This window comes from Colwellia sp. BRX10-1 (genome assembly GCF_014077545.1).
Taxonomy (GTDB): domain Bacteria; phylum Pseudomonadota; class Gammaproteobacteria; order Enterobacterales; family Alteromonadaceae; genus Colwellia_A.
Genome location: NZ_JACGWC010000023.1, coordinates 1 through 23,330 on the forward strand (window position 1 = coordinate 1; position 23,330 = coordinate 23,330).

Here is a 23,330-nt window from a genome sequence, read left to right on the forward strand (position 1 = left end):
TGGTCGAAAGCACTGGTCTTGAAAACCAGCAAGGGTTTATAGCCCTTCTAGAGTTCAAATCTCTATCTCACCGCCAAACAAAGAAAAACCGCTAATCGAAAGATTAGCGGTTTTTTGCTTTTTGATAGTTAGAAATTTTAAATAAGGGTTTATAGCACTAAACCTTGAGTAGAGTTCAAATCTCTATTTCACCGCCAAACAAAGAAAAACCGCTAATCGAAAGATTAGCGGTTTTTTGCTTTTTGATAGTTAGAAATTTTAAATAAGGTTTATAGCACTAAACCTTCGAGTAGAGTTCAAATCTCTTTCTCACCGCCAAACAAAGAAAAACCGCTAATCGAAAGATTAGCGGTTTTTTGCTTTTTGATAGTTAGGAATTTTAAATAAGGGTTTATAGCACTAAACCTTCGAGTAGAGTTCAAATCCACTCTCACCGCCAAATAAAGAAAAACCCATTACGAAAGTAACGGGCTTTTTGCTTTTTTTTCAATATCTTGTAATCTTCTTCAACACCCTAGCGTTAGAAATACAAATCAGCAAAAAGAGCAGTAGGATAAGCTTGTAAATCTGTTAATGATGAAACTAAAACTTCTGGTTCACAAGATGGTAGATCAACTCGTACTAATCTTAAATGTAGTGAACCGGTCGATATTTTATCTTTCCTACATCGACGAAGAGACTTTTCAGCACAAGGAAAATCAACGATATTATTATATTTCCCACTTTCTAAAAACGCTTTAATAACATTAGAGCTTTTAACAATGCGCATGCAAAAATTAACACTTTTTAACCTATGATATTTATAAAACCAAACGACAGGATAACCTCTGTCATAAACGATTAAGTCGCCTTTTTGGGTTTTATTTAAATGCTTTATAGTGATATTGGGTATAGAAACGCTTCTTTTGTCTTACTACTACTTTATTGTAACGACTACATAGGCGCCAAAAATCTTTTATTAAGTACGTTAACGTACAGAGTAATTATAAATACAACGATAAGGTAACCTTTACTTTGCCTTTACCAATAAGGCTGCTTTTTATTATTGATATTGGTTCAGCCAATATATAGGAGTTACCCATGTATGGATTCAGTGTGCAATTACAAATACCTTTCGATATCGCGTTTAGTACTGTTATTTACACACTAAATATGAATGGGAGATAAACATGTTATTTCGCCAATTTTTTGATTCTGAATCCAGCACTTATAGCTATCTGTTGGCTAGCGATAGTGGCCACGAAGCGTTACTAATCGACCCGGTAATAGATAAGGTGGATATGTACCTGAAACTAGTCGAACAACTCGATGTTCGATTAGTGCGAGCCATCGATACTCATACCCATGCGGATCACATCACCGGTCTTGGAAAGTTGCGAGAAAAGACCGGTTGCATCACTGTAATGGGCGAACAGACAGAAGCGGACTGTATGTCTGAAACCATTCGGGAGGGCGAGCACATCCGGTTGGATGGTATTGATCTAGAAGCGTTGTACACACCTGGCCATACCGATGAGTCTTATAGCTTTTTGCTTCACAGCGAGCGTCCAGCAATATTCACCGGCGACGTGCTGCTGATTCGTAGCAGTGGCCGAACCGACTTTCAAGGTGGTGACGCTGGTCAAAGCTATGATTCTATTACTAAAAAAATATTTACGTTACCGGATTCAACGCTGGTATACCCGGCGCACGATTATAAGGGCTGGACCCGCAGCAGCGTTGCTGAGGAAAAGGCTCATAACCCGCGATTAGCCGGCAAGAGCCGTGCGGAATATATCGACATTATGAACAACCTGGATCTGCCTGATCCTAAGATGATGGATGTGGCCGTTCCGGCGAACCTTGGCTGCGGTTTAGCTGCAGATGCATAGCGAACTAACAGTTTGAACATTCATTCACACTACAATCAGGAGAAATTTTTATGCTTACGTTTTTAACTGCACAACAAATGATCGATGAAGCCAAAAAAGTGGTTGACACCGTCGACCTTGAAAAGGTAAGGGCTCTGCGTGGCAGCGGTGCGCTAGTGCTCGATGTTCGTGAACCCAATGAGTGGCAGGAAGGCCATCTGGAAGGTGCCGTCGCTATACCTCGTGGTGTATTGGAAATGAAAATTTCCGACGAAGAAAGCGATCACCAACGGCCTATAGTCACCTATTGTGCCAGCGGTGGACGTGCCGCGCTAGCCGCAGCAACGTTACGACAAATGGGCTACATTGCAGCTCTTGCATCGGAAGCAGGCTTTGACGATTTGCAGGCTACCGGACTACCTTGTAATAAGCCGGACTAAATTTCCACACAAACATAGGCATGTGCCTGTGCGATAGCAACTCGGAGCACGCAGACGGGTCCCGCTTGCGTGGTCTCACGGAATGTCAACTGGAGAGAACAGAAATATGATGAACGATATGGGTATGGGATTGGCTATTGATCGGCTGGAAGACGATCCAAAGCCAGGTAACCATTGTCATCATCCCTCACGAATAAGCCCTCGTGTTCAATAAAACCAGTCGCATGCTGGCTAATGCGATGAGTAAGAGTATTCAGTTCACTTTTTTCGTAAAAATTCAGTCGAGTTTAAAAAGACTTAGATTAAATTTATTTCTCCAAGGCAACTAGTTAATCTTTTGGATATCTGGCAGTTATTGGTAAAGCCGAACCGCCAGATCCCGTGATACGACGTTATGTCAGCATCATTGAATGAAACCAGGGATCAACTGTGAACCTTCTCCCATTGCTTGACCTGATCTTCGCCCCCAAAATCTATTCAACGGTAACCACTGAATTCATTTCCCGTCGAACTTTTCTTGTTCGCTCATAGATAACTTTTCGCATTCTGTTCATGGCGCCCAAAGGCTTATGCTCGGATAAACTGTTCCAAGGATTGAAAGCTAGGTTCTCGCAAAATGTATTTTGTGCATCTGTATCGAAGGTCTGTTTAGGAAAGTGGATACGCGCTACAACAGTAAAAGGTGCCTGCACTTCTTGCCATTCGATCATGGAATTTTCGACACTCATTTCGTCGTTTTCTCGAAGTTGAACCAGAAACTCCATGCAGCTTGGATTTTGGTCAAGGCTCGTCTTCATCGCCTCGCGAAGATAATCTGCACCGGCTTCCTCGGGAGCTTCATTTGTCGTGGCTGTACATGGGCGAACTGAGTATTTCACGGCTTTCCGCTGCTGTCCCATCCCAAGCTGGTAGGGAACTTCAGACCAATACCGTGTATGTAAAGGGTTGGCAATTTTTTTGCTAGTCAACTCGAGGCCAATAAGTGAACCTTGAAGTCCCAAATTAAAGGGTATTGCCAATTTATCCCAAAATCCGTCAGACGATAAATTTCGATGTACGGCCACATAGGTTTCAGGTTCTTTAACCGGAAAGACAGGGTGATTAATTAAGATAAAATCCTGCACTGTGCTTTTATCTGCTATGTGCCAGCCAGCCTCGGCTGGCGAAGAAAGCAGCTTTATTGCCATCCCCCTTGCGTCCCCTTTAATGTCCGGGCGATCAGGATCAGGATTTCCATTAGAAAAACGCACCCACGCGGAATAGGATTTACCTGCTTGGAATACACCTTGGCTTAATGATTTAGGTAAATCGTCTAGCACGTCAAACTCTGCGTTTAAACAGCCATGAGCTTTGGGGTGAACATCACGCCTGGCTTCTCCATTGGTATATCGATGGCGGATAATACCTTCAATGAGGTCAGCTGTTTCGTCGGCTAAAAGTGCCTCATGTGGATATAGTTTTTCCCCTAAGGCGGCATCTGCCTCGGGATAGATATTTTCAATAGTCGCAATTTCTTCAACGGAACGGTTCTGAGACTGATTTGCTGGTGAACTGCAACCAGCCAGTATGAGAAGAAATGATAGGAGTGGCGTCAACAGTTTCATATGAATGTTCCTTTAATAGCTTAACGAATAGGCAGGTAAAACGTGAATACTGAAAATTGAACAAAACGGATAGAAAGCACATTTTATTGTCAATCCTAGTCAATAATATTTAATCGGATTCCTCCTAGCACTTCTACTATACACCGTTTTATTCTACCTATACACACGCACTTATACGAGGTTAAAAATGAATAATAAAAAACAGAATCAGCGGCGCACTTAGTGATCGATGGGGTAATATTAAAGAGCGGTTTTGAGGCGCTTGTTTTAAATTCTAAATTATGTGAAAACAGTTGAGTAATAGATGAAAAATCGCCGATTTCCACCCCCTCAAGGATATAAAAGAGATGTAAATATGAGGGAATATGTATCGTTACTTTATAAAACGACATTTTATTTTACCTATAAACCACATCAGCTACGTCTGGTCCCGCTTGATTACTACAAGACCAATAACGTTGCGCTCCTATGACTGCAAATATTTAACAAAGCTATTCCGTTTAGTAGTCACTTTGCATAACTATTTCTGTTTGGGAATATTCTTGATTAACTTAATGATAACGCGATTATCATTAAGTTTGGCTAAGTCGAGCAAATAGCTTTTTTCAAGTTCTTGCACCGGTATTTTTGATAATAATTCTTTTATCAACTCCTCTTAACCATTTACTATGGCAGTTTTCAAGATTACAAAATTCGCTATACTGTGTTCATTTTGAACAGTCATGTTAGAACCCGTTAGTTACGCCTTGTTAATTTTTCGTTTTAAAGTTATCGCTTACGATTAGCAATATAAATTTATCTGCTGTAATGCTGCGGTTTGGATCAGCTAGGGCTTAAACTGAAGCAATAACAAACAAGTCCATAAAGCGGTTTACTGCTTTGGACTCAAGCGCGGCTTGATCTTTACACAGCGTGAAAATAGTTTTGCATTGATGGTTCGGAAACCGCGTCGCTAAGTTCGCTTTGAACTTTTGCTCCAATAGCGGGATCCCTTCTTGGCGCCGGCGACGATGTCCCACAGGGTATTCCACTAGCACTTCTTCTGTGCTGCTGCCATCGTTGAAAAAAATTTGAATGGCGTTAGCGATAGCGCGTTTATCTGCTTCTAAATACTCTGCGGTAAAGCGTTTATCTTCGACAACCTCCATTTTATCGCGCAGTTCATCAATGATGGGATGTGCCTTGTGAAAGTCGTCTTCGTAATGTTCGGCGGTTAGCCCTCCAAACGCCAGCGGCACCGCAACCATATACTGCAAACAGTGGTCACGATCTGCAGCATTAGCAAGTGCACCTGTTTTAGAAATAATGCGAATGGCCGATTCGTGGGTTCGAATGACGATTTTCTTAATATCCGCTAAGCGATTTCTCACCTCAGGATGCAGGATAACCGAAGCTTCCGCGGCAGTTTGCGCATGGAACTCTGCGGGGAAAGAAATCTTAAACAAAATGTTTTCCATCACGTAAGAACCATACTCTTGAGAAAACGAAAACTGACGTTCAGCCTCTGGTTTAAGTGCTTGGTCTTTATTCGTCTTCGAAAAAGAGACGTCGTAAAAGCCCCACTGCGGAGCGGTTAATACGCTTGGAATACCCATTTCACCGCGCATCGACATGTCGGCCAAACGCACAGCTCTTGAGGTCGCGTCGCCCGCGGCCCAAGATTTACGAGAACCCGCATTGGGTGCGTGACGATAGGTGCGCAGCGCAGAGCCATCGACCCAAGCTTGCGAGACCGCCGCCATGATTTGTTCTCTATTGCCGCCCATCATTTTTGTGATAACTGCCGTTGAGGCGACTCGAACTAACAATACATGGCACAAACCAACGCGATTAAAAGAATTTTCTAGCGCTATTACACCTTGAATTTCATGCGCCATGATCATGGCTTCAAGCACTTCTCGCATGGTAAAAGGCTGTTCGCCCTTCGATAGTCTGACCTGAGATAAATGATCAGCCACTGCCAAAATACCGCCTAAATTATCCGATGGATGTCCCCATTCAGCGGCCAGCCAAGTGTCGTTATAATCGAGCCAGCGGATAATACAACCTATGTCCCAAGCGGCTTTAATCGGGTCGAGCGACAACGATGTTCCTGGCACTCGCGCGCCGTTAGGCACAAGGGTGCCTTGTACGATAGGACCAAGGTGTTTTGTACATTCAGGAAAGCGCAGCGCTAGCAATCCGCAACCGAGGGTGTCCATTAAACAGTTGCGCGCGGTATCGAGCGCTTCTTCGCTAGTGACTTCAAAATTCATGACATAATCTGCGATATCTTGGATGACATGATCGTAATCGGGACGGTTGTTAATATCTGTATTACTATTCATTTCTTATCCTTATTCGTTTGATTTTTTAAGATGAGATGATAATTCGATACTTTTATCCTGGCGGATTTAATATGTATCGTCACTTTATAAAAAATGACGTTTTTCTTTTACCTATACTCTAAAGTCATTAAGGTGAAAAGTCGGTTTTGAAAAAACCATTTGGCCTACTGTTTGCGTGAGTGTCAAATGAGCGTGAGCCGCAGTTATTGAGCCGCGAGTAATACTCTTATAGTGTTCTGCCTATTTGCAAAGTCTCAGGCTTATTTGTAAATAAGCCTGACGGTATTATTGAAATAATACCTTGAATTAAAACCAGAATCTTAAACCTGCGATAAGGCTGGTGTCGGATTTCTTACCGCCTTCGGCGATTAGGTAGTCGGCTGTTTTACCAAAGGCTTGATTAAACTTAAGCCCGATGTAGGGCGCAAATTTTCTAGAAAATTCATAGCGTAAACGCAACCCTAGTTCAGCAGATGATAATCCAGATCCAATTCCCATAGATGCATCATCGGAAGAATAGGCACTGAGTTTTAGGCTGGGCGTTAATATCAGTTTTTGAGTAAATAAAGCCTCGTATTCCGTTTCGAATCTAAAACCAATATTTTTGTCGTTGAACACCACTGCTGCATTAGTTTCAAAGAAATAAGGGGCAAGGCCTTGTAAACCGATTACGGCCCAGTTTTGGTTTTTTTCAGGAGTCGTGTCATAACCAACCCCCATTTGAAGATCCCAATATTTTTCAATGGGATGGCTGTAGAGTAGCTGGTTCTCAGATTCGGTTTGTCCATGAAGTGTTTCCCCTTCGGATTTAAGGTAGAGTTTGTGCCAATCCTTACCTATCCAAGACGTGACACCCCAAGAAGTAGGGTTGCCAGTTTGGTCGCTAATTTCAAGCGTATCCATTAGAAAGTACGTTAATAAAGGGTCTCTTTCTCCACCTGCATGCACTTGTGATGTCATTAGTATGGACGAGATAAATATGGTGCGTAATATTACTCTGAATAATTTTTTCATTATATTTCTCCTAGAATACTGAATTTGACTATCGGATTTGTACACGTCTAAACATACCCATCATGTGATAGAGCATGTGGCAGTGGTATGCCCAATCACCACGAGCGTTCATAGTCACTCGATAACTGATTTTGGAACCTGGTTGTACAACGATTGTATGTTTTCTAGGAATATGATTTTCATCTCCCGTTTCTAAATCACTCCATACACCGTGTAAGTGCATAGGGTGATTCATCATGGTGTCATTAATAAACGTAACGCGAATGCGCTCACCGAAGTTAAACTTTAATGGTTGTGCTTCACCATAGGGGATGCCGTTAATTGACCACATATAACGCTCCATATTGCCCGTTAAGTGCAATAGCAGTTGTTTAGTGGGTTTAGGTTCATGGCGTGTCGGATAAAGGTTTTTTAAATCGGCATAGGTTAAGACCTTGCGGCCATTATTTCGTAAGCCAACGCCTGGATCATCTAGCCGATATTTTGCGCCAGTGGCACGCATCGCTATTTGTGGGCCTTCTTTTTCAGGCACATCAATGAGAGGTAGTTTTGGATTCATATCCATTGGAATTTGCTCGTCATCTAAATTAACATTCATGTTAGACATAGTCTGTGCATTTTTTGAATAATAAGCATTGCTGACATCCTGGCCCATTTGCATGCCACCAGACATGTCATTATCGTTCTGATTCTTACCATTCATTTGCATGCCAGTAAGCATATCCTGACCACTCTGATCCATGCCGTCCATTTCCATACCCATGTCTGTCATGCTTAAAATAGGTAATGGATCCATTGCTGGGACAGACGCCAATTTTGAAGCATTAGAGGTGATGGAGCCTATCGCATAACCGGAACGGTCAATGGCTTGAGCAAAAATCGCATAAGCTTGTTTATCTGTATCAGGTTCCACAATGACATCATAGGTTTCTGCTACACCAATGCGGAATTCATCAACCTCTACCGGTTAGATTAAGTTTCCATCAGCAGCCACAACGGTCATTTTTAAACCAGGGATCTGTACATCAAAGAACGTCATAGAAGAGCTATTAATAAAACGCAATCTTACTTTCTTGCCAGATTCCACCACGGTACGCCAATGTGCATTAGGGGAGAGCCCATTCATTAAATAGGTGTAGGTTGCGCCAGTTACATCTGACAAGTCTCGATCGGACATTTTCATGTTGTTCCACATTGAACGATCTTTCCAGGCTTGAGAAAATCCTTTTTGTTTTAATTCACTCCAAAAATCGCCGACCGTTCTTTGGTGGAAATTATAGTAATCACCCATCTTTTTAAGGTTTGCATAAATGGTTTCAGGAGGGGTATCTGACCAGTCAGAGAGTTGAATCACATAGTCATGGTCGGAGTGAACAGGTTCTTGTTTTTTTGGTAAAATAACAATTGCACCGATGACACCTGTTTGCTCTTGATACGCGGAGTGACTGTGATACCAATAGGTACCATTTTGTTTTACGGTGAATTGATAGACATAAGTTTCACCGGGCTTAATGCCGTCATAACTTAAGCCAGGTACACCATCCATATTCGTTGGCAAAATAATCCCATGCCAATGAATAGAGGAATCTACCATTAATTTGTTAGTCACGCGGAGTGTGATTTCATCACCTTCATGCCAAACAAGTGTTGGTGCAGGTAAAGAGCCGTTAACCAATGTTGCTAAAGCGGGAGTGCCGGTAATATTAACGGTCGTTTCGGAAATGGTTAAATCAAACTCAGTTCCCGTTAACATGGGTTGTTTTGGATTGAACTTAGTCGAGCCTTGCGAGATAAACTCATTGCTGGCAAAGGTTGATGGAATGTTTGATGCAACGGCAGCCGCTACTGAAGTTAATGCTAAACCGCGGACAAATTGACGTCGATTAATTATCGAGTGTGTGTTTTTAGTTGAAGAGGTCATCATTAACTCCTTAAAAATAATAAATAAAAGGCTTTGTTTGAAGGTGAAAATGGTCGTTCATCATAAAATTTATAGATGGATCCAGATTAAGCTAATATTCACCCTCGTTCGGTGCGACACCGAACAGATTGAATAGGATATTTGATGCAAACTGAGAAATGTTGACTCTATTAATAAAGCAATTATTTATTGTTTTCAACCTTTAATCTGGAGCAAATACATCATGTTACATACAATTAATGATTTAAAAAATATCGCCATTCAGGCCTCTGATGGCGATATTGGATTGACCAAAGATCTTTATTTTGATGATAAGCATTGGGTGATCCGATATTTGGTGGTGGAAACGGGGTCTTGGTTATCAAGCAAAAAAATATTGCTTTCACCCATATCAATCAAAGAGTTTAATCAGAAAGATAAAACGCTTACTGTCACAATCTCAAGAGAACAGGTAAAAAACAGCCCTGATATAGAAAGCGAAAAACCGGTCTCTAGGCAGCATGAGGTCGATCATATGGAATATTATGGTTACGAACATTACTGGGGTAACACAGGTATTTGGGGAAGTGAATCTAGTCCTAACATGATGGCACTTGGTTATTATAGTGTCGCGCCAAAGCCAGATAACTTAGATAACCCAGAGATATCCGCAGACATCAAGGCTGCACTATCACGGGATAATGATCATCATCTACGCAGCAGTCATGCCGTAGTGGGTTATCACCTTGATGCAATAGACGGTGAATTGGGTCACTTGCAAGGTATGTTGATAGATATCGACACTTGGGCTATTCGTTATTTGATTATTAACACCAGTAATTGGTGGTTGGGTCATCTGGTTTTAATTGCGCCTAAATGGATTAAAGAGGTGAGTTGGCCTACCTCTAAAATTTATGTTGATATGACGCAGCAGCAAGTGAAAGATGCACCAACGTTCGATCCCTCAGTGCCTTTTAGTTTTGAAGATGAGAAAAATTTGCAAACTCATTATAGTCGCAATGATAAATAACATTATTACCTCTCTATGATGGATTTCTGCTTTCTTACTTTCTAGCATTTGAAAAATCATATTCTTAGGCCAAAAATGGATAACTGAGACATATGTACTTATTTCGAGCAATAAATCCATCCAAAAATTTTGTTCATAATCTAAAAGTTGATAAGGGGTTATAAGCCCCCAAACACTGAGAGCAAGAAAAATCTGTTGCCTTAGCATATTCTGAGAAGTTTTGAGTAATAGACGACAGTTCGCCGACTTGGATATAAAAGAGATGTCAGTATGGAAAACATGAGGCAACATGTATTTTCATTTTATGAAAAATGACGTTTTATTTTACCTATATTCGACACTAGATAAGCTAATACACTGGCTGAATCTACATTAAAGGATAATGATAAAAAATAACGGGAATAATATTAATGGATCTCTCTGTATTAGATAAATTCTGGCAGTTAATTGACGAAAAATTACAAGGCTGGCTGGAAGCTGGCATTAAACACTTACCCAATTTTATAGTCGCCATTCTCTTAGTCATATTTTTTGGCTTACTGGCTAAATATGTTGGCAGAGCCGTTCGAAAAGTGCTTCATAAAACCCTAGAATCTGAACAAATTGCTGATCTACTTACGTCTATTATGAAGATGCTTGTGCTGTTCACAGGGCTATTTATCGCCCTAGAATTTTTGGGGTTAACCGGCACAGTAACATCACTCTTAGCTGGCGCTGGTATCATTGGCTTAGCACTTGGTTTTGCTTTTCAAGATATGGCAGAGAATCTTATTGCCGGTATTGCGATGGGTATTCGTAAGCCATTTCAAATTGGCGATGTGGTTGAAGCAGAAAATGTGCTTGGCATAGTAAAAACAATTAATTTACGTAACACATTAGTAGAAACGTTTTTTGGCCAGATAGAAGTTATTCCAAATAAAATCTTGTTTCGAAACGTACTAACAAATTATACGACCACAGGCAGCAGGCGAATCGAAGTACCCGTTGGTATTTCTTACGCAGACGACCCAGAAAAGGCAGCTGGAGTTATTGAAGAAGCGATAAATGTCTGTGATTTTGTTATAAAAAAAGAAGAAACTGCCGTGTTTGCCAAGGAGTTTGCAGACAGCAGTATAAATTTAGTTGTCTGGTTCTGGATTGACTATCCAGGCGACACTGGCTTTATGAAAGCTCGCCATACGGCGGTTGTAGAAATCAATAAAGCGCTGGCAAAAGCTGATATCTTAATTCCATTTCCTATCAGAACATTGGATTTTGGCGCCAAAGGTGGTGAAAAGCTCAATACCATGTTGTCGAAAAAAAATTCAGAAGATAAATCAGCAGACTCAAAAAAGTCATCATCGTCTGAAAATGAAAAGTAACCTCTGGGATCAGAGCAAACTTTCATTAACTAAACGTCCGCTTTGTCGCATCTGACTAATTTATTTACACTGCCCAAATCATTTATAAGGCTGGCTGAACGCTCATTGAACTCTATAAAAACAGTTGGCCATTGGCTTTCTGCTTGTAGTACATGTTTGCTGCAGAAGGCTTGTAGGTCGGTAACACTGAGATAGCCGACGTTCAGGTTTTTCTCTGAGATTTAAATATAAGCGCATACCAAAGTACGTTGAGCGAGATTTTGATGATTTTTTGTGCTGTGGTCGTCTCGAGTATGATTTTAAGCGTGTGATATGCGGTGATTGCTATCATTAGAAACTGGTTGCCTTTCTTTGTTCACTGATCCCGCATTTTTATCACAAAGAGTGGAAGTCAACGTGCCTGTCTAGCGCTTTTTGTCGATTTACTGGATAAAATTGATACCTAACACTATCAAATCCTAACCTTCTCATCCATTAACCTGCTTCAACAGTTGATCCAATGACCCTGAACCCAACAAAATCAGATCATGTTAAATAGATCAGGTATGTGGTTTATTCTTTTGTACTTTTTTCTTTGGGTCATTTATTCGCCACTAACATCGGCTCGTTGATGTTTGCTCGCGGTAGTGTTGGTAAGCGAACAGACAACTCACTCCAACGGACTGATAATACACTTGAGCTAACGCCAACGGCGTTTGCCTATCAGACCCGGAAGGAGCAACCATGTCGACAATCACCACCATTAATCCTGCGACCGAAAAAGAAACCCATACCTACGACATAATTACCGAAATACAAGCGACGGATCGGCTTGCTAATGAAAAAGCTATTGACTGGTCGGTGGGATCTTTTCAAAGGACGAGAAACGTCCACACGGTGGCTTTGGAATAAAAAAAATTGGTCAACGTAAAGTCGATTTTCCTGCCATAACCTGGCTTTAACTACCTAATTTCGAACATTTAATTTAACATTAAGGATTTTTCTATGAGTATGAACATTCTTGTCGCCGGTGCCACCGGAAAAACGGGCCAGTTTCTGGCCCAGTACCTGATAGAACAGGGCCATAAACCAACAGCGCTGGTTCGCGAAAGTTCGGATACCAGTTCGTTGCCCTTGGGGGTAGATGTTCGCCATAGTGATCTTACAGAACTGAAAACCGGCCTGTGCGACGGCATGGACGCGGTGATCTTTGCTGCAGGCTCCGGCGGAACCACCGGCCCTGAAATGACCAAAAAAGTGGATCGGGACGGCGCCAAACGACTGATTGATCTGGCGCTGGAATCAGGCGTGAAACGTTTCGTGATGCTCAGTTCGATCGGCGCAGATCTGTCCAACCCAACCGGTGATCTGGCCCCTTACCTGAATGCCAAGCACGAAGCGGACGAATACCTTAAGGCTTCCGGAGTGACCTACTCGATCCTGCGCCCCGTAGCACTGACCAACAAGGGTCGCGGCACTGATGTGATCTTGGGCGAGGACGTCGATAAATCAGCAAAGGCGTCCCGAGCAGATGTGGCCCATGTGCTGGTGGAGGCCGCCACTACAGGCTGTTACGACGGTATGGCGCAGAATATGCGGTCCGCATGACTGTCACGGCGTAACATCAAGCTTGGAACCTATAACTTGTAATATTTAATAATTCATTTCAACAGGAGAAAACCAATGTCAGAAATCAATGGCAAAGTCGTCATCATTACCGGTGCCAGCAGTGGTCTCGGTAAAGCCACAGCGCAACGCTTGGCAAAAGGTGGCGCCAAGCTGGTGCTTGCTGCCCGCCGTGAGGAACGCCTTGTGGAGTTGCGTGATACGATCAAGGAGCAGGGTGGTGACGCTATTTATCAGGTTACCGACGTCACTGAACGCGCTCAGGTTGAGTCGCTGGCCAAGGCAGCGAAGGAAGCGTATGGCCGCATCGACGTGCTGGTCAACAACGCTGGCCTGATGCCGCTGTCGCCCCTCGATGAGCTCAAGGTCGACGAGTGGGAGAAGATGGTTGATGTCAATATCAAAGGCGTGCTCTATGGTATTGCCGCTGTGCTGCCGACCATGCGCGAGCAGCATGTCGGCCACATCATCAATCTGTCGTCGGTAGCTGGGCATAAGGTCTTTCCCGCGTCCGCCGTTTATTCCGCAACCAAGTTTGCCGTTAAGGCGTTATCAGAAGGCATTCGTCAGGAAGGCGAAGGGGAAATCCGCTCCACCAATATTTCGCCTGGAGCTGTGGCGACCGAACTGACCAGTAAAATCAGCGACCCCGATACTGCTAAGGGTGTTGATGAAATGTACGAGATGGCAATTGACTCTGATGCGATTGCGCGTGCAATTGCTTATGCAATCGAGCAGCCGGCAGATGTTGATGTCAACGAGATTATCATCCGTCCCACCAGACAGCCGCTCTAACCAGGCAGCCACTCTATTGGACAGGAGCAATAGAGTGGTATGGTAAAAGTTCTGAATTACAGCGTCTTAGGGCATACTGTTAAAACACTTATATTGGAAGCCAACACTGGAGAATGATTTTTTAGCGCGGGCTCGAACGGATTTACGGATGCTAAGGAAGTAATGGAAGAGCGGAAGGATCCGCTGCCTTAGTGTATATGTTCTCATTTCTCAGTAAATCCTTTTTTACTCTGAGGTGAAGCAAACGACGAGTATCAACTGTCTATCCCTGATGCCGACCTAATCCATGAGTTCGGTCAAAATTACCTGCAACGCGATTCAACTCTTTTATCGCAATGTGCGGAATAAACCCTGTAGAAACTTGCATTCCAAAAGTCATCCCCCTATGGTGGGAATTAAAAGTAAGCTAATGTTTTAATTAACCAACAAAAAGGGAGTGCGACGAATGGAAAACAACAACGACCAAAGCATAACTAGCTTTGCCGCCATAAAAACTACCATTGCCAATAACGAAGAACAACGGCTCAAAGAATTACTGGCAGGCCAAGTAATGCAAGAACTTGAAAAAAGCTACCTCATTGACCTAGCCAAATTAGGAAATAATCACGCGATTTTGAAGATATTAGAAGACATCCCTGTGGAAAATCAAGAATAGAAATAAGCTGAGTTTCAACCTTATAAAAGTTTTGAAAAATAATATGAATTTGATGAGCAACAATTTGATTAGAATTTTCAAGCATTATTATCATACTGCGAGCTGCCTCAAAACTTGCATTGCTACTAACGCGTGAGTTCAAGGGTATTTGAGAGGAAACCTGTTTTTTCGACAGAAAACATGGATTGCAGGTCAAATGTCTGGTGCAACAATTTGTTAAGCACAGTAAATTATCAATGGTCCTGCCTGATTGAAACAATGCCTAGGTATTCACGGAAAGGTCGCTCAATAAGTCAATTTAATTGTTAGATCAAGGTTTTCCCCATCGTACGTAAAGCTAGCGGTTTCAAACGAAGGTGCGCTCATCGAGGCCTTTGCACCACTTGAAAAACCGTAGGCTTCTGTCGGCACCCCTAGCAAATTTGTGCCAAGCTTACCATCCATATTTTTATCATGAATGACAACCAAGGCATACGTTCCCGGAGGGATATCTAAAAAGTTGCAACGCGCCTGCGTATCTCGAATTTTCATCATCATTATATTGGTTGCAGAGTGCAAAAATTCAGTAGGGAAACCTACTGAAGATTCGAAAAGCGCACAAGCTACAACTCCAGTGTTATTTTTAATGTTCGGAATTTTTACTTGAATTCCGGAGCACGATGATTGGGCAAAAACGATGGCGGGAAGATGCGCAAACACCAGCACGGCCCAACATGCTAAACACCGGCCTCTTTTAGATAAACGCGTCACAGGATGCCTGAAAGTCTTGGCCAACGTAGACCTCCGATTAGTTGATTCACTCATTAGTTCCCTCATAGCTCCGCTCTCTCTGGCTTGGTAGGATCCGCGATTATACGCCTAACGTCTTGATAACCTGCGACGGGTTGCAAGCAATAAGGCTGATTACTGCCGCAACCTTGGTAAAACCAATGAACTTCAATTTTTCTCATTGGTCGTGGTCAGCGTTTATTAAATTGTTCAGCAATTTTTGCCGTTTGAGTCCAATATTATCCATTTTGCCTCAAAATCAACAATGCGGCCTAGGAGCATCAATTACTACATGGTACGTTAACCAGCATAGCATTAAATATTAGTTACCCAGCGTGTTCATGCCCCAGGCTCAATAACATTCCCCTTGGATTAATTTTTTAGGTTGATAGAAAATATTGAGGTCGTTACCGATAACAAGGCCTTTTTTGTATCATTGCACTATTTTTATATCATTTGTTCTCACACAGGTATTGTTGAAGTCGTCAAAATTATCGCATGTGGTTCGAACAAACCAGTTCTGCCGTGGGTCGAAAGAACACTTTGTTTGGTAATGACAGGTGCTGTCAAACTTTTCCCAGTACTGACATTCTTCAACGCATTGTAGATTTTTGTATATATAAGTCTTTTTTTCAAACAGGCACTTTTTATTAAAATCGTCCCAGTGTTGGCATTCTTTTAGAGCCTGCGGGACATGCTCTGTTAACGCTATGCCGCAGGTGACAGTGAGGTTTCCCTGGCGATATGTTTCTCCTGTATCGAGAATTACCTCTTTTGCGAATACACTACCAGCTAAAAATGTCACCCATCCAATGAAAGCTATTAAAAAAATTTTGTTCATGATCTGATTCCTTATTAACTTAATTTTTCTATAATCTAATTGCACAATGCAAAGATATTAGATTTTATTCATCATCTCCTTTTATTATGGCCACAATGACCATGCTATTGATTTGAATCTGGAGGTGGCGACTTCAGCGCATTGCTGATTGAGTCATTCGTGACACCCACAGTCGAGATAAGACTGTGATGAAGTTTTGGGAGAACTGGACTTGTGCCATTACTGTTGCTGATTAGTTGAGAACTGATTGCGCTGCAACCATTTAGGATTAGAAAGGTCAGATAAAAAGAGGTAGTTCGAATTAACTGAAACGTTTTCATCAGTGTTCTCCAAAATGGGTCTTACTACGTGTAATTTATTCGACTCGACTCAGTTGACTTTAGTCTTCTAATGTTTTGAATGGTAAAACAATACGCATAATTAATCTGGAAGTCTGTACTCTAGCGAACACACAAATTGGAAAATCCTGGGGTTTTCTATATGTATTATTTTACACCGTGTGTTTTGTTTGAGTGTAACGTCGTTTAGGGTTACCTATGATTTTTCCATTTATAATCAATGGTTTCAGAATATTTCAAATAACGATTTTGGTTTTGGTTTAGTAGCTGGTAAATAGTTTTAGGTTAGAATTTTAACGGCAGGTATGGTGACTTGATGTCTCCTGCAAGCTCATTGCCGTCAGTCAAGTTTAATTAATCGTATGATTATTTTTCGCTCAGTTCGAATGCTCTTACGACCGTTTTAGGTCGTTAGTTGCCTTTTCTAGAATAGAGTCAAAAGTCAATAATATGCTCATTCTTGCCATTGCACCTGTGAACCAGAGTGAGGTGTCTTCTTTAGTTTGCGACAGGCATCAATCACCTCGAAGTTGCTCTTCGCTTTGCAGAGCAGTCCCACGTAGCACTTGAGCACGTCGCTGTTCGATAGCCCCGGGTCGTCGTAATAGATTTGGGTAACGTTTAATACGTCTAGCGCTTTTAGTACGTTATCGCACAGACTGTAGTTGGTCACCACGTTAGAGTTCAAACAGTACACTGTTATGATTTCAGTGAGCTACCACGCAACTATCATCAATAACTGGAGACAATTATGCGTAATAAACTATATCTCGCAATCGCGGCAACCTTGATGTCGACTTCGCTCTTCGCGATGGACTTCACTACCGCAGACGAAAATGGCGATGGCAAGATCACTAAAGACGAGTTTTATGGCACCCTTTCAGACGCTGGCACTTATTCAGACTTCGATTTGGATAGAGATTACTACCTGATGAAATCCGAGTTTCGCTTGACGGATCATGACTACGGTCTGTTCAATGGTTGGGACTTCAACAAAGACGACCGACTGGATGAAGGCGAGTATTCCTTCGGTTTGTGGTCTAATTACGACGTGAACGAGGATGGCCATTGGGACAATAATGAATGGGACGACGCCGGGGAAGCCGGTTTCTGGGACATGTAAGATAAAGGTAGACTCTTCTCCCGACCGGTTGTTTCCATTTTGGTAGCAGCCGGTTTTTTTATGGGAAAATTGTATAGCGATAGAGCACCACAGGTTTACCTGTGAATGAATGCCATTTGAAATTCTCATTACGAACCCGAAATTAGCTCACTCACAAGCATTTCCCCTTTAATTAGGTCAACATGAAACGGGCACGCTGTAGATTTATATTGAAGCTAAAAAAGTTATTATGGGTGGCTTAATTAGTGTATTCTAAAAAATCATTAACAATAATTTAACTGTCTTTATCTCGTCTAACTCCTACCAGAATAGAATTTATTAATTTAAAACCAGATGGTTAGGATATATCCATCACTTTATGCTTGTTGATTAGGCTTTGATTGCGTTCTTTGTTATTTTGGGGGCCTATGTTCTTTTATCTATTTAAAATCAATAAGGTTACAAATATTTATAGGGAACGAGTATAAAATTTGCTATGTTAAGTTATCAAATATATTCATAGCTTCTCAGTTTAAAGAGCCGCACCCCCTTTACTCTTTGTCGTATGAAGTCAGATAAATAAGAAGAGTTTTTTGCAATTATTTAGCACTCACAAGCTTCGTAATATTCAAGCGCAAGAGCAAGCAATAAAAAAACATGCCATTTTAGTTGTTGATGACGAAGTTGCAAACCGCAAAGTTATTACTTCTATTCTTCAATATGAATTTATCGTTTTAGAGGCTAGCAATGGGGTTGAAGCGATTGAGCTTGTTCAAAAACATCCTAATCCCGAAAGCATCAGTATGGTGATCAGTGATCAGCGCATGCCACACATGAGTGGAGTTGAATTGCTAAGTCAGTTAGCTAAAATAATTCCTAAATCTGTGCGAATTATTGTTAGTGGTTATACCGATGTCGAATCTTTCATCGGGTCTATCAATAAAGCCAATATTTATAAATTTATTATTAAACCCTTTGAACGCGCCGATTTTCTATGGACTATAGAACGCGCACTTGAAAACTTTGAGTTACAACAAAAGCATGACACGCATTTATTATCCCTTGAGTACATCGTAGCAGAAAGAACCAAAGAGCTTGCTGATAAAAATATCGAACTTGAACAAGCTTATAAAAAGCTAGAAGACATTAGCTTAACCGATCCGTTAACTCAATTGAAAAATCGTCGCTATTTAGATAAACATATTGATGCTAAGGTCGGCCTGTCTTTAAAAGCATTTCAAAATTGGCAAAAAGATACCACAAACCCCTTGCCTCATAATGAACAACTCACCTTTTTTATGCTCGATTTAGATAATTTTAAATCAGTAAATGATACATATGGTCACGAATATGGAGATGAAGTTCTTAAAAGCATTAAACCCTTACTAGAAACTTTATTTCGTAGTTCCGACATATTTATACGCTTGGGGGGAGAAGAATTTTTAATTGTTGTTAGAGACATAAATCAAACGGATGCACAAATACTAGCAGAGCGATTACGTAAAACCATTAAGCAATATGTATTTGTTGTTAACTCATACACAAACTTTTCTATAACTTGTTCAATAGGTTATGTTCAATACCCTTATATTACCGAACAACCAAATGCGTTAAGTTGGCAACAGGTAGTGAAACTTACAGATAAAGCACTTTACTTAGCTAAAAATAATGGCAGAGATGCATGGGTTGGACTGAGTCATCTAAACAATAATATCAATGAGAATGAAATCACAAAACTGCTAGATCCAGATGAAATATTAACTCAAAATAACACGATTAATTTAGTCAGTAATATCACTTTAACCATCAAGTAATGTAAATCAGCCGTGAGCCTTGTTTAGTTATGCTATTACCTCCATATTTGAACATTTTTTCTATTTATAAACCATCTAATATTCAACGCAGAATATTGGCTTATTTCCTCAACATATTCGTTATTGTTTTTGTCTTGCTTTACTTTTTATTTATCAGTAATTCAATTGCTTATGGAGGAAATCTAAAGCCTCAATTGAAATTTCAAGACCTTCTTATCGATGAAAACATTGTGGCAATGGATTTTATTGAAGATAAACAGGGCATGTTATGGATAGCATCAGATAGCGGGTTTTATAAGTTTGATGGTATTGAGATGCAACATTATATACAGAATAAAAAACAAAATTCAATATTAAGTAATGCAATCAACACCTTATTTTTAGATAGTCAGGGCAATATTTGGTTAGGTTATAAGCATGCTGGACTATCACGTTTTGATCCCGTCACAGAAAAATTTATTCACTTTTCCTTGCCTACTGCTAATCATAATAAAGTTGCTTATGAATTTTCGGGGAATGCTATAGAAACTATTGTCGAAGATAAATTTCATAATATTTGGGTTGGTAGTGATGTTGGACTCACTCAAATTACTCCTAAAAAAGAAGGTATTGAAGCAACAACAGATGACTTTGTAATACTATCCTTTACTAATGCACCATTTACTAACAGTGTCGTTAACCGTCTTGTCATTGATAAACAACAAAATCTTTGGGTTGGTAGTGATCTAGGGGTACATTTTGTCAATATTTCACAGCTAAACAGTTCTACTGTGGCTTTGAATAAAATAAATTCACTTTTCAAAGAGTTAAAATTACCTTTAAATAACTCAAAATCGATGAGTGTCGTTAGTTTATTGGCTGATAGTGATCAAACATTATGGATAGGTACTAGTGATCAAGGGGTGTTTAGTTTAAATATTACTCATATGTCAAAAGGATCATTGAATTTAGCAAATGATAACAGTATTACGCCAAGGTTTATTAATTATTCTCTTCGTAATGTCGAAGACATTAAGCAAGATAATAACGGTGATATTTGGTTTGCGACTAAATCTGGATTAGGCTTATTCAGTGCAACGCAGCAAGTTTTTTATTTGTATCAACACAACGCAGAAGATCTGACAAGCTTAGCTACAAATCTTATTTATAACATTTTTATTAATCAACAAGGTATTTTGTATCTATCTATTCCATTTACTATTCAAACAGTTAATACCAATAGTACATGGTTCAAAACCATCCCTATTAATACTGAAAATAAAAACATGTTGCAAAGTAAAGCAGTGGTTACGGCAGATTTTGATAATCAACAAAATTTATGGCTCAGTGGTATTGGTACCGGTTTGTCTAAGGAATTTAAAGATAAAAAGAGTAAAAACAAAAGTAACGAATCAATATTAGTCAATTCAAATAGCTGTGCACCACATTGCTTTATTAATTATCAACTTTTAGATAAAAATGCCGAACCGGACAAAAACAGTATATTTTATTTAGATGAAGGTGGTGTAGTAGGCTTTAAAGAAGATTCACAAGGGCGTATTTGGCTAGGATTATATAATAATGGCGTCTATAAAGTGACTGCTAATAAGCAACATAAAACTCATTATAAATATGATAAAGAAAAGCCAAATAGTTTAAGTAGCAACTGGCGTAATCGCGTTATTATTGAAGATTCAGATCAGCGTATATGGGTAGGTAATCAGGCGGGAATTAATTTATATGATGATCTTAAAGACACTTTTTTTCGTGTTCCTATACTGGATAGTAATGCTCAAACAATACTTTCAGTATATATAAACGCCATTGTTGAAACAAAACATCATTTATTAATAGGTAGCGGCGATGGTCGTTTATTTTATTTAACTGAGACAGGAAACAAGCAAAATAAAGATCAAAAATTAAGTTTTGAAAATATAAAAATACGATTAAAAAATGGTGAAAATAAATATGTCACATCAATTACTTCTATCACAGAAACTCAGGATGGTACTATTTGGCTATCAACCTTGACAACAGGTCTGCTTAAGGGAAGTTTAGTTACCACTAAAAGTGGTGAGTTGATCTTTATTGGTGATATTTATGATCATAGACAAGGATTGAATAACAATAATATTAGCGCTTCTCACGCAGACTTAAATGACAATAACCGCTTGTGGTTACATACCGAATTTGGAATTTCAGTATTTTATATTGACCGTGAACGTTTCTATAATTTCAGCTCTATAGATGGTATACCAAGTGTAAAACAATGGATCAACTGTGCAGATCAAGCTAAAAATGGTGATATATATTATTGTGGCCCAGAAGGTGTTGTATATTTTTCACCAAAAGACATTAAGTTAAATACCCGTATTCCCGAAGTAGTCTTAACTCGATTTTACGTAAATAACAAAGTAGTTGACATTGAGCATGAAGACGAAATCCAGCCATTTAAACAAGATAATAAACATTACAATTTACTGACTAAAAATATTAATTTTACTAATAGTATTACGCTAAATTATCAACAAAGTAACTTTGCTTTTGATTTTTCCTCTCTGGATTATACCGCGCCATTAAAAAATAAATATAAATATATGCTTGAGGGCTTTGATAACGAATGGATAACGACCAATGCAAAACGCAGGCATGCTAATTACAGTAATATTCCCGCGGGCGAATATATATTTAAAGTCAAAGGTAGCAATAATCATGGCTTTTGGAATGAAGGTGGTGCAAAAATTAAAATTATTATCCTACCACCTTGGTATTTGACTTTATGGGCTAAAACCATTTTTATCTTAATTTTTAGTTTACTAATTTTTAGCTTTATACGTTATCGTACTCAACAACAAACAAAAATATTAACACAACGTAGCATTGACCTAGAACTAGCAGTTAATGAACGAACCGCTGAGCTTAAAAACGCGCAAAAAACCATTGCAATTCAAGAGAGAATGTCTTCTCTAGGCACACTCAGCGCAGGCATTTCCCACGAAATTAACAACCCAACCAATTTTGTTTATGGTAGCTGTCAAAATATGGATGTTGACTTAACACGCTTTAAGCAATTTATATATGATTTAGCCGGTGACGATGCCGATGAGGAAGTTCTTTCCGCGTTTGAACACAAATTCATCTCTTTACATGAACATCTCGATATTATTGGTGAAGGTGCGCAGCGGATCAAAAAAATCGTCAGTGGATTAAGTGCATTTTCTCGCTCAGATAAAGACGAAATGGAAGTCATCCCAATTAATCAATGCATAGAGAGCACAGTTGAATTGGTCAAAACCGAATATAAGGATGTTACCCTTTTTGAATTAGTATTTACAAATAATCCTGAAGTATTTTGTTTTCCCTCCAAAATTAATCAGGTGATAATGAATTTATTAATTAATGCTGGTCAAGCCATAAAAGCTAATTCACCAAACAAATGTGATGATTATTTTGGTAATATCCGCATCTGTAGCGCTATTGTTGATAATAATTGTGTACTCAAAATTTATGATAATGGGAAAGGTATTGCAACAGGCCATATAACTAAAATTTTTGAACCATTTTTCACTACTAAAGAAGCAGGCGAAGGCACCGGTCTTGGCTTATCACTCAGTTATGAAATTATTCAACAACATGGAGGAAGTTTGTCGGTAGAAAGCACTGAAAATGTTGGCACTTGTTTCACTTTAGTTTTACCACTTAGCCAGCATAACGATATCGAGTCTGTAAAATCTAGCGGCGCTGTTTTATGATCAAACAAATATGTCAGATGTCTCAGGATGCTTTTCCAGATATTTAACAATATAATTAATGGGATTAGTGACTTGAACATCTAAGATAATAATATATCAATCATAAGGATAGTTGGAAAATCAGGAGGAATTCATGGCATTTGGTGATTAGATAA

18 protein-coding genes and 1 pseudogene are annotated in these 23,330 nt (G+C 39.9%); 11 read left to right on the top strand and 8 right to left on the bottom strand.

The annotated features are described in order from the left end of the window. Positions 1–520: 520 nt before the first annotated feature. Positions 521–769, bottom strand: a complete 249-nt coding sequence (locus tag H4J75_RS15610; RefSeq protein ID WP_259366429.1) for a hypothetical protein — start codon at positions 767–769, stop codon at positions 521–523. 400 nt (positions 770–1,169) lie between these two features. Here H4J75_RS15610 and H4J75_RS15615 point away from each other — a divergent pair, with 400 nt between their 5' ends. Both H4J75_RS15615 and H4J75_RS15620 read left to right on the top strand, forming a co-directional pair. Then, on the top strand, positions 1,170–1,871 hold the full coding sequence (locus H4J75_RS15615) for an MBL fold metallo-hydrolase (RefSeq protein ID WP_182217748.1): 702 nt from the start codon (positions 1,170–1,172) through the stop codon (positions 1,869–1,871). A 50-nt stretch (positions 1,872–1,921) separates the two neighbouring features. Further along, positions 1,922–2,290, top strand: a complete 369-nt coding sequence (locus H4J75_RS15620) for a rhodanese-like domain-containing protein (RefSeq protein ID WP_259364988.1) — start codon at positions 1,922–1,924, stop codon at positions 2,288–2,290. Between the two features lie 473 nt (positions 2,291–2,763). Here H4J75_RS15620 and H4J75_RS15625 read toward each other — a convergent pair whose 3' ends face one another. The 5 genes and pseudogenes from H4J75_RS15625 to H4J75_RS20280 all read right to left on the bottom strand — a co-directional run. Further along, the gene (locus H4J75_RS15625) at positions 2,764–3,894 is read right to left on the bottom strand and encodes a catalase family protein (RefSeq protein WP_182222650.1); all 1,131 of its coding nucleotides are present in this window, start codon (positions 3,892–3,894) and stop codon (positions 2,764–2,766) included. Positions 3,895–4,727: 833 nt separating this feature from the next. Continuing rightward, the gene (gene prpD / locus H4J75_RS15630; protein ID WP_182222651.1) at positions 4,728–6,221 is read right to left on the bottom strand and encodes a 2-methylcitrate dehydratase; all 1,494 of its coding nucleotides are present in this window, start codon (positions 6,219–6,221) and stop codon (positions 4,728–4,730) included. Positions 6,222–6,527: 306 nt separating this feature from the next. Continuing rightward, a complete protein-coding gene (locus H4J75_RS15635; RefSeq protein WP_182222652.1) occupies positions 6,528–7,235 on the bottom strand; it encodes a copper resistance protein B in 708 nt (235 codons plus the stop codon). Between the two features lie 28 nt (positions 7,236–7,263). Next, on the bottom strand, positions 7,264–8,031 hold the full coding sequence (locus H4J75_RS20440; RefSeq protein ID WP_310733793.1) for a multicopper oxidase domain-containing protein: 768 nt from the start codon (positions 8,029–8,031) through the stop codon (positions 7,264–7,266). 84 nt (positions 8,032–8,115) lie between these two features. Continuing rightward, positions 8,116–9,159: pseudogene (locus H4J75_RS20280) on the bottom strand (multicopper oxidase domain-containing protein); the annotation flags it as partial. Between the two features lie 220 nt (positions 9,160–9,379). On the opposite strand from H4J75_RS20280, the gene H4J75_RS15645 reads away from it, so the two are divergent. From H4J75_RS15645 to H4J75_RS15670, 6 genes are all read left to right on the top strand, one after another. Beyond that, positions 9,380–10,165, top strand: coding sequence for a PRC-barrel domain-containing protein (locus H4J75_RS15645; RefSeq protein WP_182217757.1), 786 nt, complete (start codon positions 9,380–9,382; stop codon positions 10,163–10,165). Between the two features lie 410 nt (positions 10,166–10,575). Continuing rightward, complete coding sequence (locus H4J75_RS15650; RefSeq protein WP_182217758.1) at positions 10,576–11,526, top strand: mechanosensitive ion channel family protein; 951 nt, start codon at positions 10,576–10,578, stop codon at positions 11,524–11,526. Positions 11,527–12,249: 723 nt separating this feature from the next. Continuing rightward, positions 12,250–12,417: a hypothetical protein gene (locus H4J75_RS15655; protein ID WP_182222653.1), complete on the top strand. Its 168-nt coding sequence runs from the start codon at positions 12,250–12,252 to the stop codon at positions 12,415–12,417. A 93-nt stretch (positions 12,418–12,510) separates the two neighbouring features. Continuing rightward, complete coding sequence (locus H4J75_RS15660; RefSeq protein WP_220465339.1) at positions 12,511–13,113, top strand: SDR family oxidoreductase; 603 nt, start codon at positions 12,511–12,513, stop codon at positions 13,111–13,113. Between the two features lie 75 nt (positions 13,114–13,188). Next, positions 13,189–13,926 carry an SDR family oxidoreductase gene (locus H4J75_RS15665; RefSeq protein ID WP_182217761.1) on the top strand — a complete coding sequence of 246 codons (738 nt, stop codon included), beginning with the start codon at positions 13,189–13,191 and terminating at the stop codon, positions 13,924–13,926. Between the two features lie 445 nt (positions 13,927–14,371). Further along, the gene (locus tag H4J75_RS15670) at positions 14,372–14,581 is read left to right on the top strand and encodes a hypothetical protein (protein ID WP_182222654.1); all 210 of its coding nucleotides are present in this window, start codon (positions 14,372–14,374) and stop codon (positions 14,579–14,581) included. A 285-nt stretch (positions 14,582–14,866) separates the two neighbouring features. On the opposite strand, the gene H4J75_RS15675 is transcribed toward H4J75_RS15670, so the two are convergent. Together H4J75_RS15675 and H4J75_RS15680 are read right to left on the bottom strand one after the other, a co-directional pair. Then, positions 14,867–15,355, bottom strand: coding sequence for a DUF2141 domain-containing protein (locus tag H4J75_RS15675; RefSeq protein ID WP_259366916.1), 489 nt, complete (start codon positions 15,353–15,355; stop codon positions 14,867–14,869). A gap of 427 nt (positions 15,356–15,782) precedes the next feature. Further along, entirely contained in the window at positions 15,783–16,190 is a 408-nt protein-coding gene (locus H4J75_RS15680; RefSeq protein WP_182217767.1) for a hypothetical protein, read from the bottom strand. A 1,089-nt stretch (positions 16,191–17,279) separates the two neighbouring features. Between H4J75_RS15680 and H4J75_RS15685 the strand changes: the two genes are divergently transcribed. The 3 genes from H4J75_RS15685 to H4J75_RS15695 all read left to right on the top strand — a co-directional run bounded on the left by H4J75_RS15685 (position 17,280) and on the right by H4J75_RS15695 (position 23,175). Next, on the top strand, positions 17,280–17,651 hold the full coding sequence (locus H4J75_RS15685; RefSeq protein WP_182222656.1) for a hypothetical protein: 372 nt from the start codon (positions 17,280–17,282) through the stop codon (positions 17,649–17,651). 572 nt (positions 17,652–18,223) lie between these two features. Next, complete coding sequence (locus tag H4J75_RS15690) at positions 18,224–19,444, top strand: diguanylate cyclase (protein WP_182222657.1); 1,221 nt, start codon at positions 18,224–18,226, stop codon at positions 19,442–19,444. A 194-nt stretch (positions 19,445–19,638) separates the two neighbouring features. After that, positions 19,639–23,175 carry a sensor histidine kinase gene (locus H4J75_RS15695; protein ID WP_182222658.1) on the top strand — a complete coding sequence of 1,179 codons (3,537 nt, stop codon included), beginning with the start codon at positions 19,639–19,641 and terminating at the stop codon, positions 23,173–23,175. Positions 23,176–23,330 lie beyond the last annotated feature (155 nt).

Excerpts from the sequence above, each read along its gene's own strand:
- H4J75_RS15635 (WP_182222652.1), bottom strand. The coding sequence starts at position 7,235 with ATGAAAAAATTATTCAGAGTAATATTACGCACCATATTTATCTCGTCC.
- H4J75_RS15685 (WP_182222656.1), top strand. The coding sequence starts at position 17,280 with ATGCGTAATAAACTATATCTCGCAATCGCGGCAACCTTGATGTCGACT.
- H4J75_RS15680 (WP_182217767.1), bottom strand. The coding sequence starts at position 16,190 with ATGAACAAAATTTTTTTAATAGCTTTCATTGGATGGGTGACATTTTTA.
- prpD (WP_182222651.1), bottom strand. The coding sequence starts at position 6,221 with ATGAATAGTAATACAGATATTAACAACCGTCCCGATTACGATCATGTC.
- H4J75_RS15665 (WP_182217761.1), top strand. The coding sequence starts at position 13,189 with ATGTCAGAAATCAATGGCAAAGTCGTCATCATTACCGGTGCCAGCAGT.
- H4J75_RS15655 (WP_182222653.1), top strand. The coding sequence starts at position 12,250 with ATGTCGACAATCACCACCATTAATCCTGCGACCGAAAAAGAAACCCAT.
- H4J75_RS15610 (WP_259366429.1), bottom strand. The coding sequence starts at position 769 with ATGCGCATTGTTAAAAGCTCTAATGTTATTAAAGCGTTTTTAGAAAGT.
- H4J75_RS15650 (WP_182217758.1), top strand. The coding sequence starts at position 10,576 with ATGGATCTCTCTGTATTAGATAAATTCTGGCAGTTAATTGACGAAAAA.
- H4J75_RS15620 (WP_259364988.1), top strand. The coding sequence starts at position 1,922 with ATGCTTACGTTTTTAACTGCACAACAAATGATCGATGAAGCCAAAAAA.
- H4J75_RS15625 (WP_182222650.1), bottom strand. The coding sequence starts at position 3,894 with ATGAAACTGTTGACGCCACTCCTATCATTTCTTCTCATACTGGCTGGT.
- H4J75_RS15615 (WP_182217748.1), top strand. The coding sequence starts at position 1,170 with ATGTTATTTCGCCAATTTTTTGATTCTGAATCCAGCACTTATAGCTAT.
- H4J75_RS20440 (WP_310733793.1), bottom strand. The coding sequence starts at position 8,031 with ATGGATCCATTACCTATTTTAAGCATGACAGACATGGGTATGGAAATG.
- H4J75_RS15660 (WP_220465339.1), top strand. The coding sequence starts at position 12,511 with ATGAGTATGAACATTCTTGTCGCCGGTGCCACCGGAAAAACGGGCCAG.
- H4J75_RS15645 (WP_182217757.1), top strand. The coding sequence starts at position 9,380 with ATGTTACATACAATTAATGATTTAAAAAATATCGCCATTCAGGCCTCT.
- H4J75_RS15670 (WP_182222654.1), top strand. The coding sequence starts at position 14,372 with ATGGAAAACAACAACGACCAAAGCATAACTAGCTTTGCCGCCATAAAA.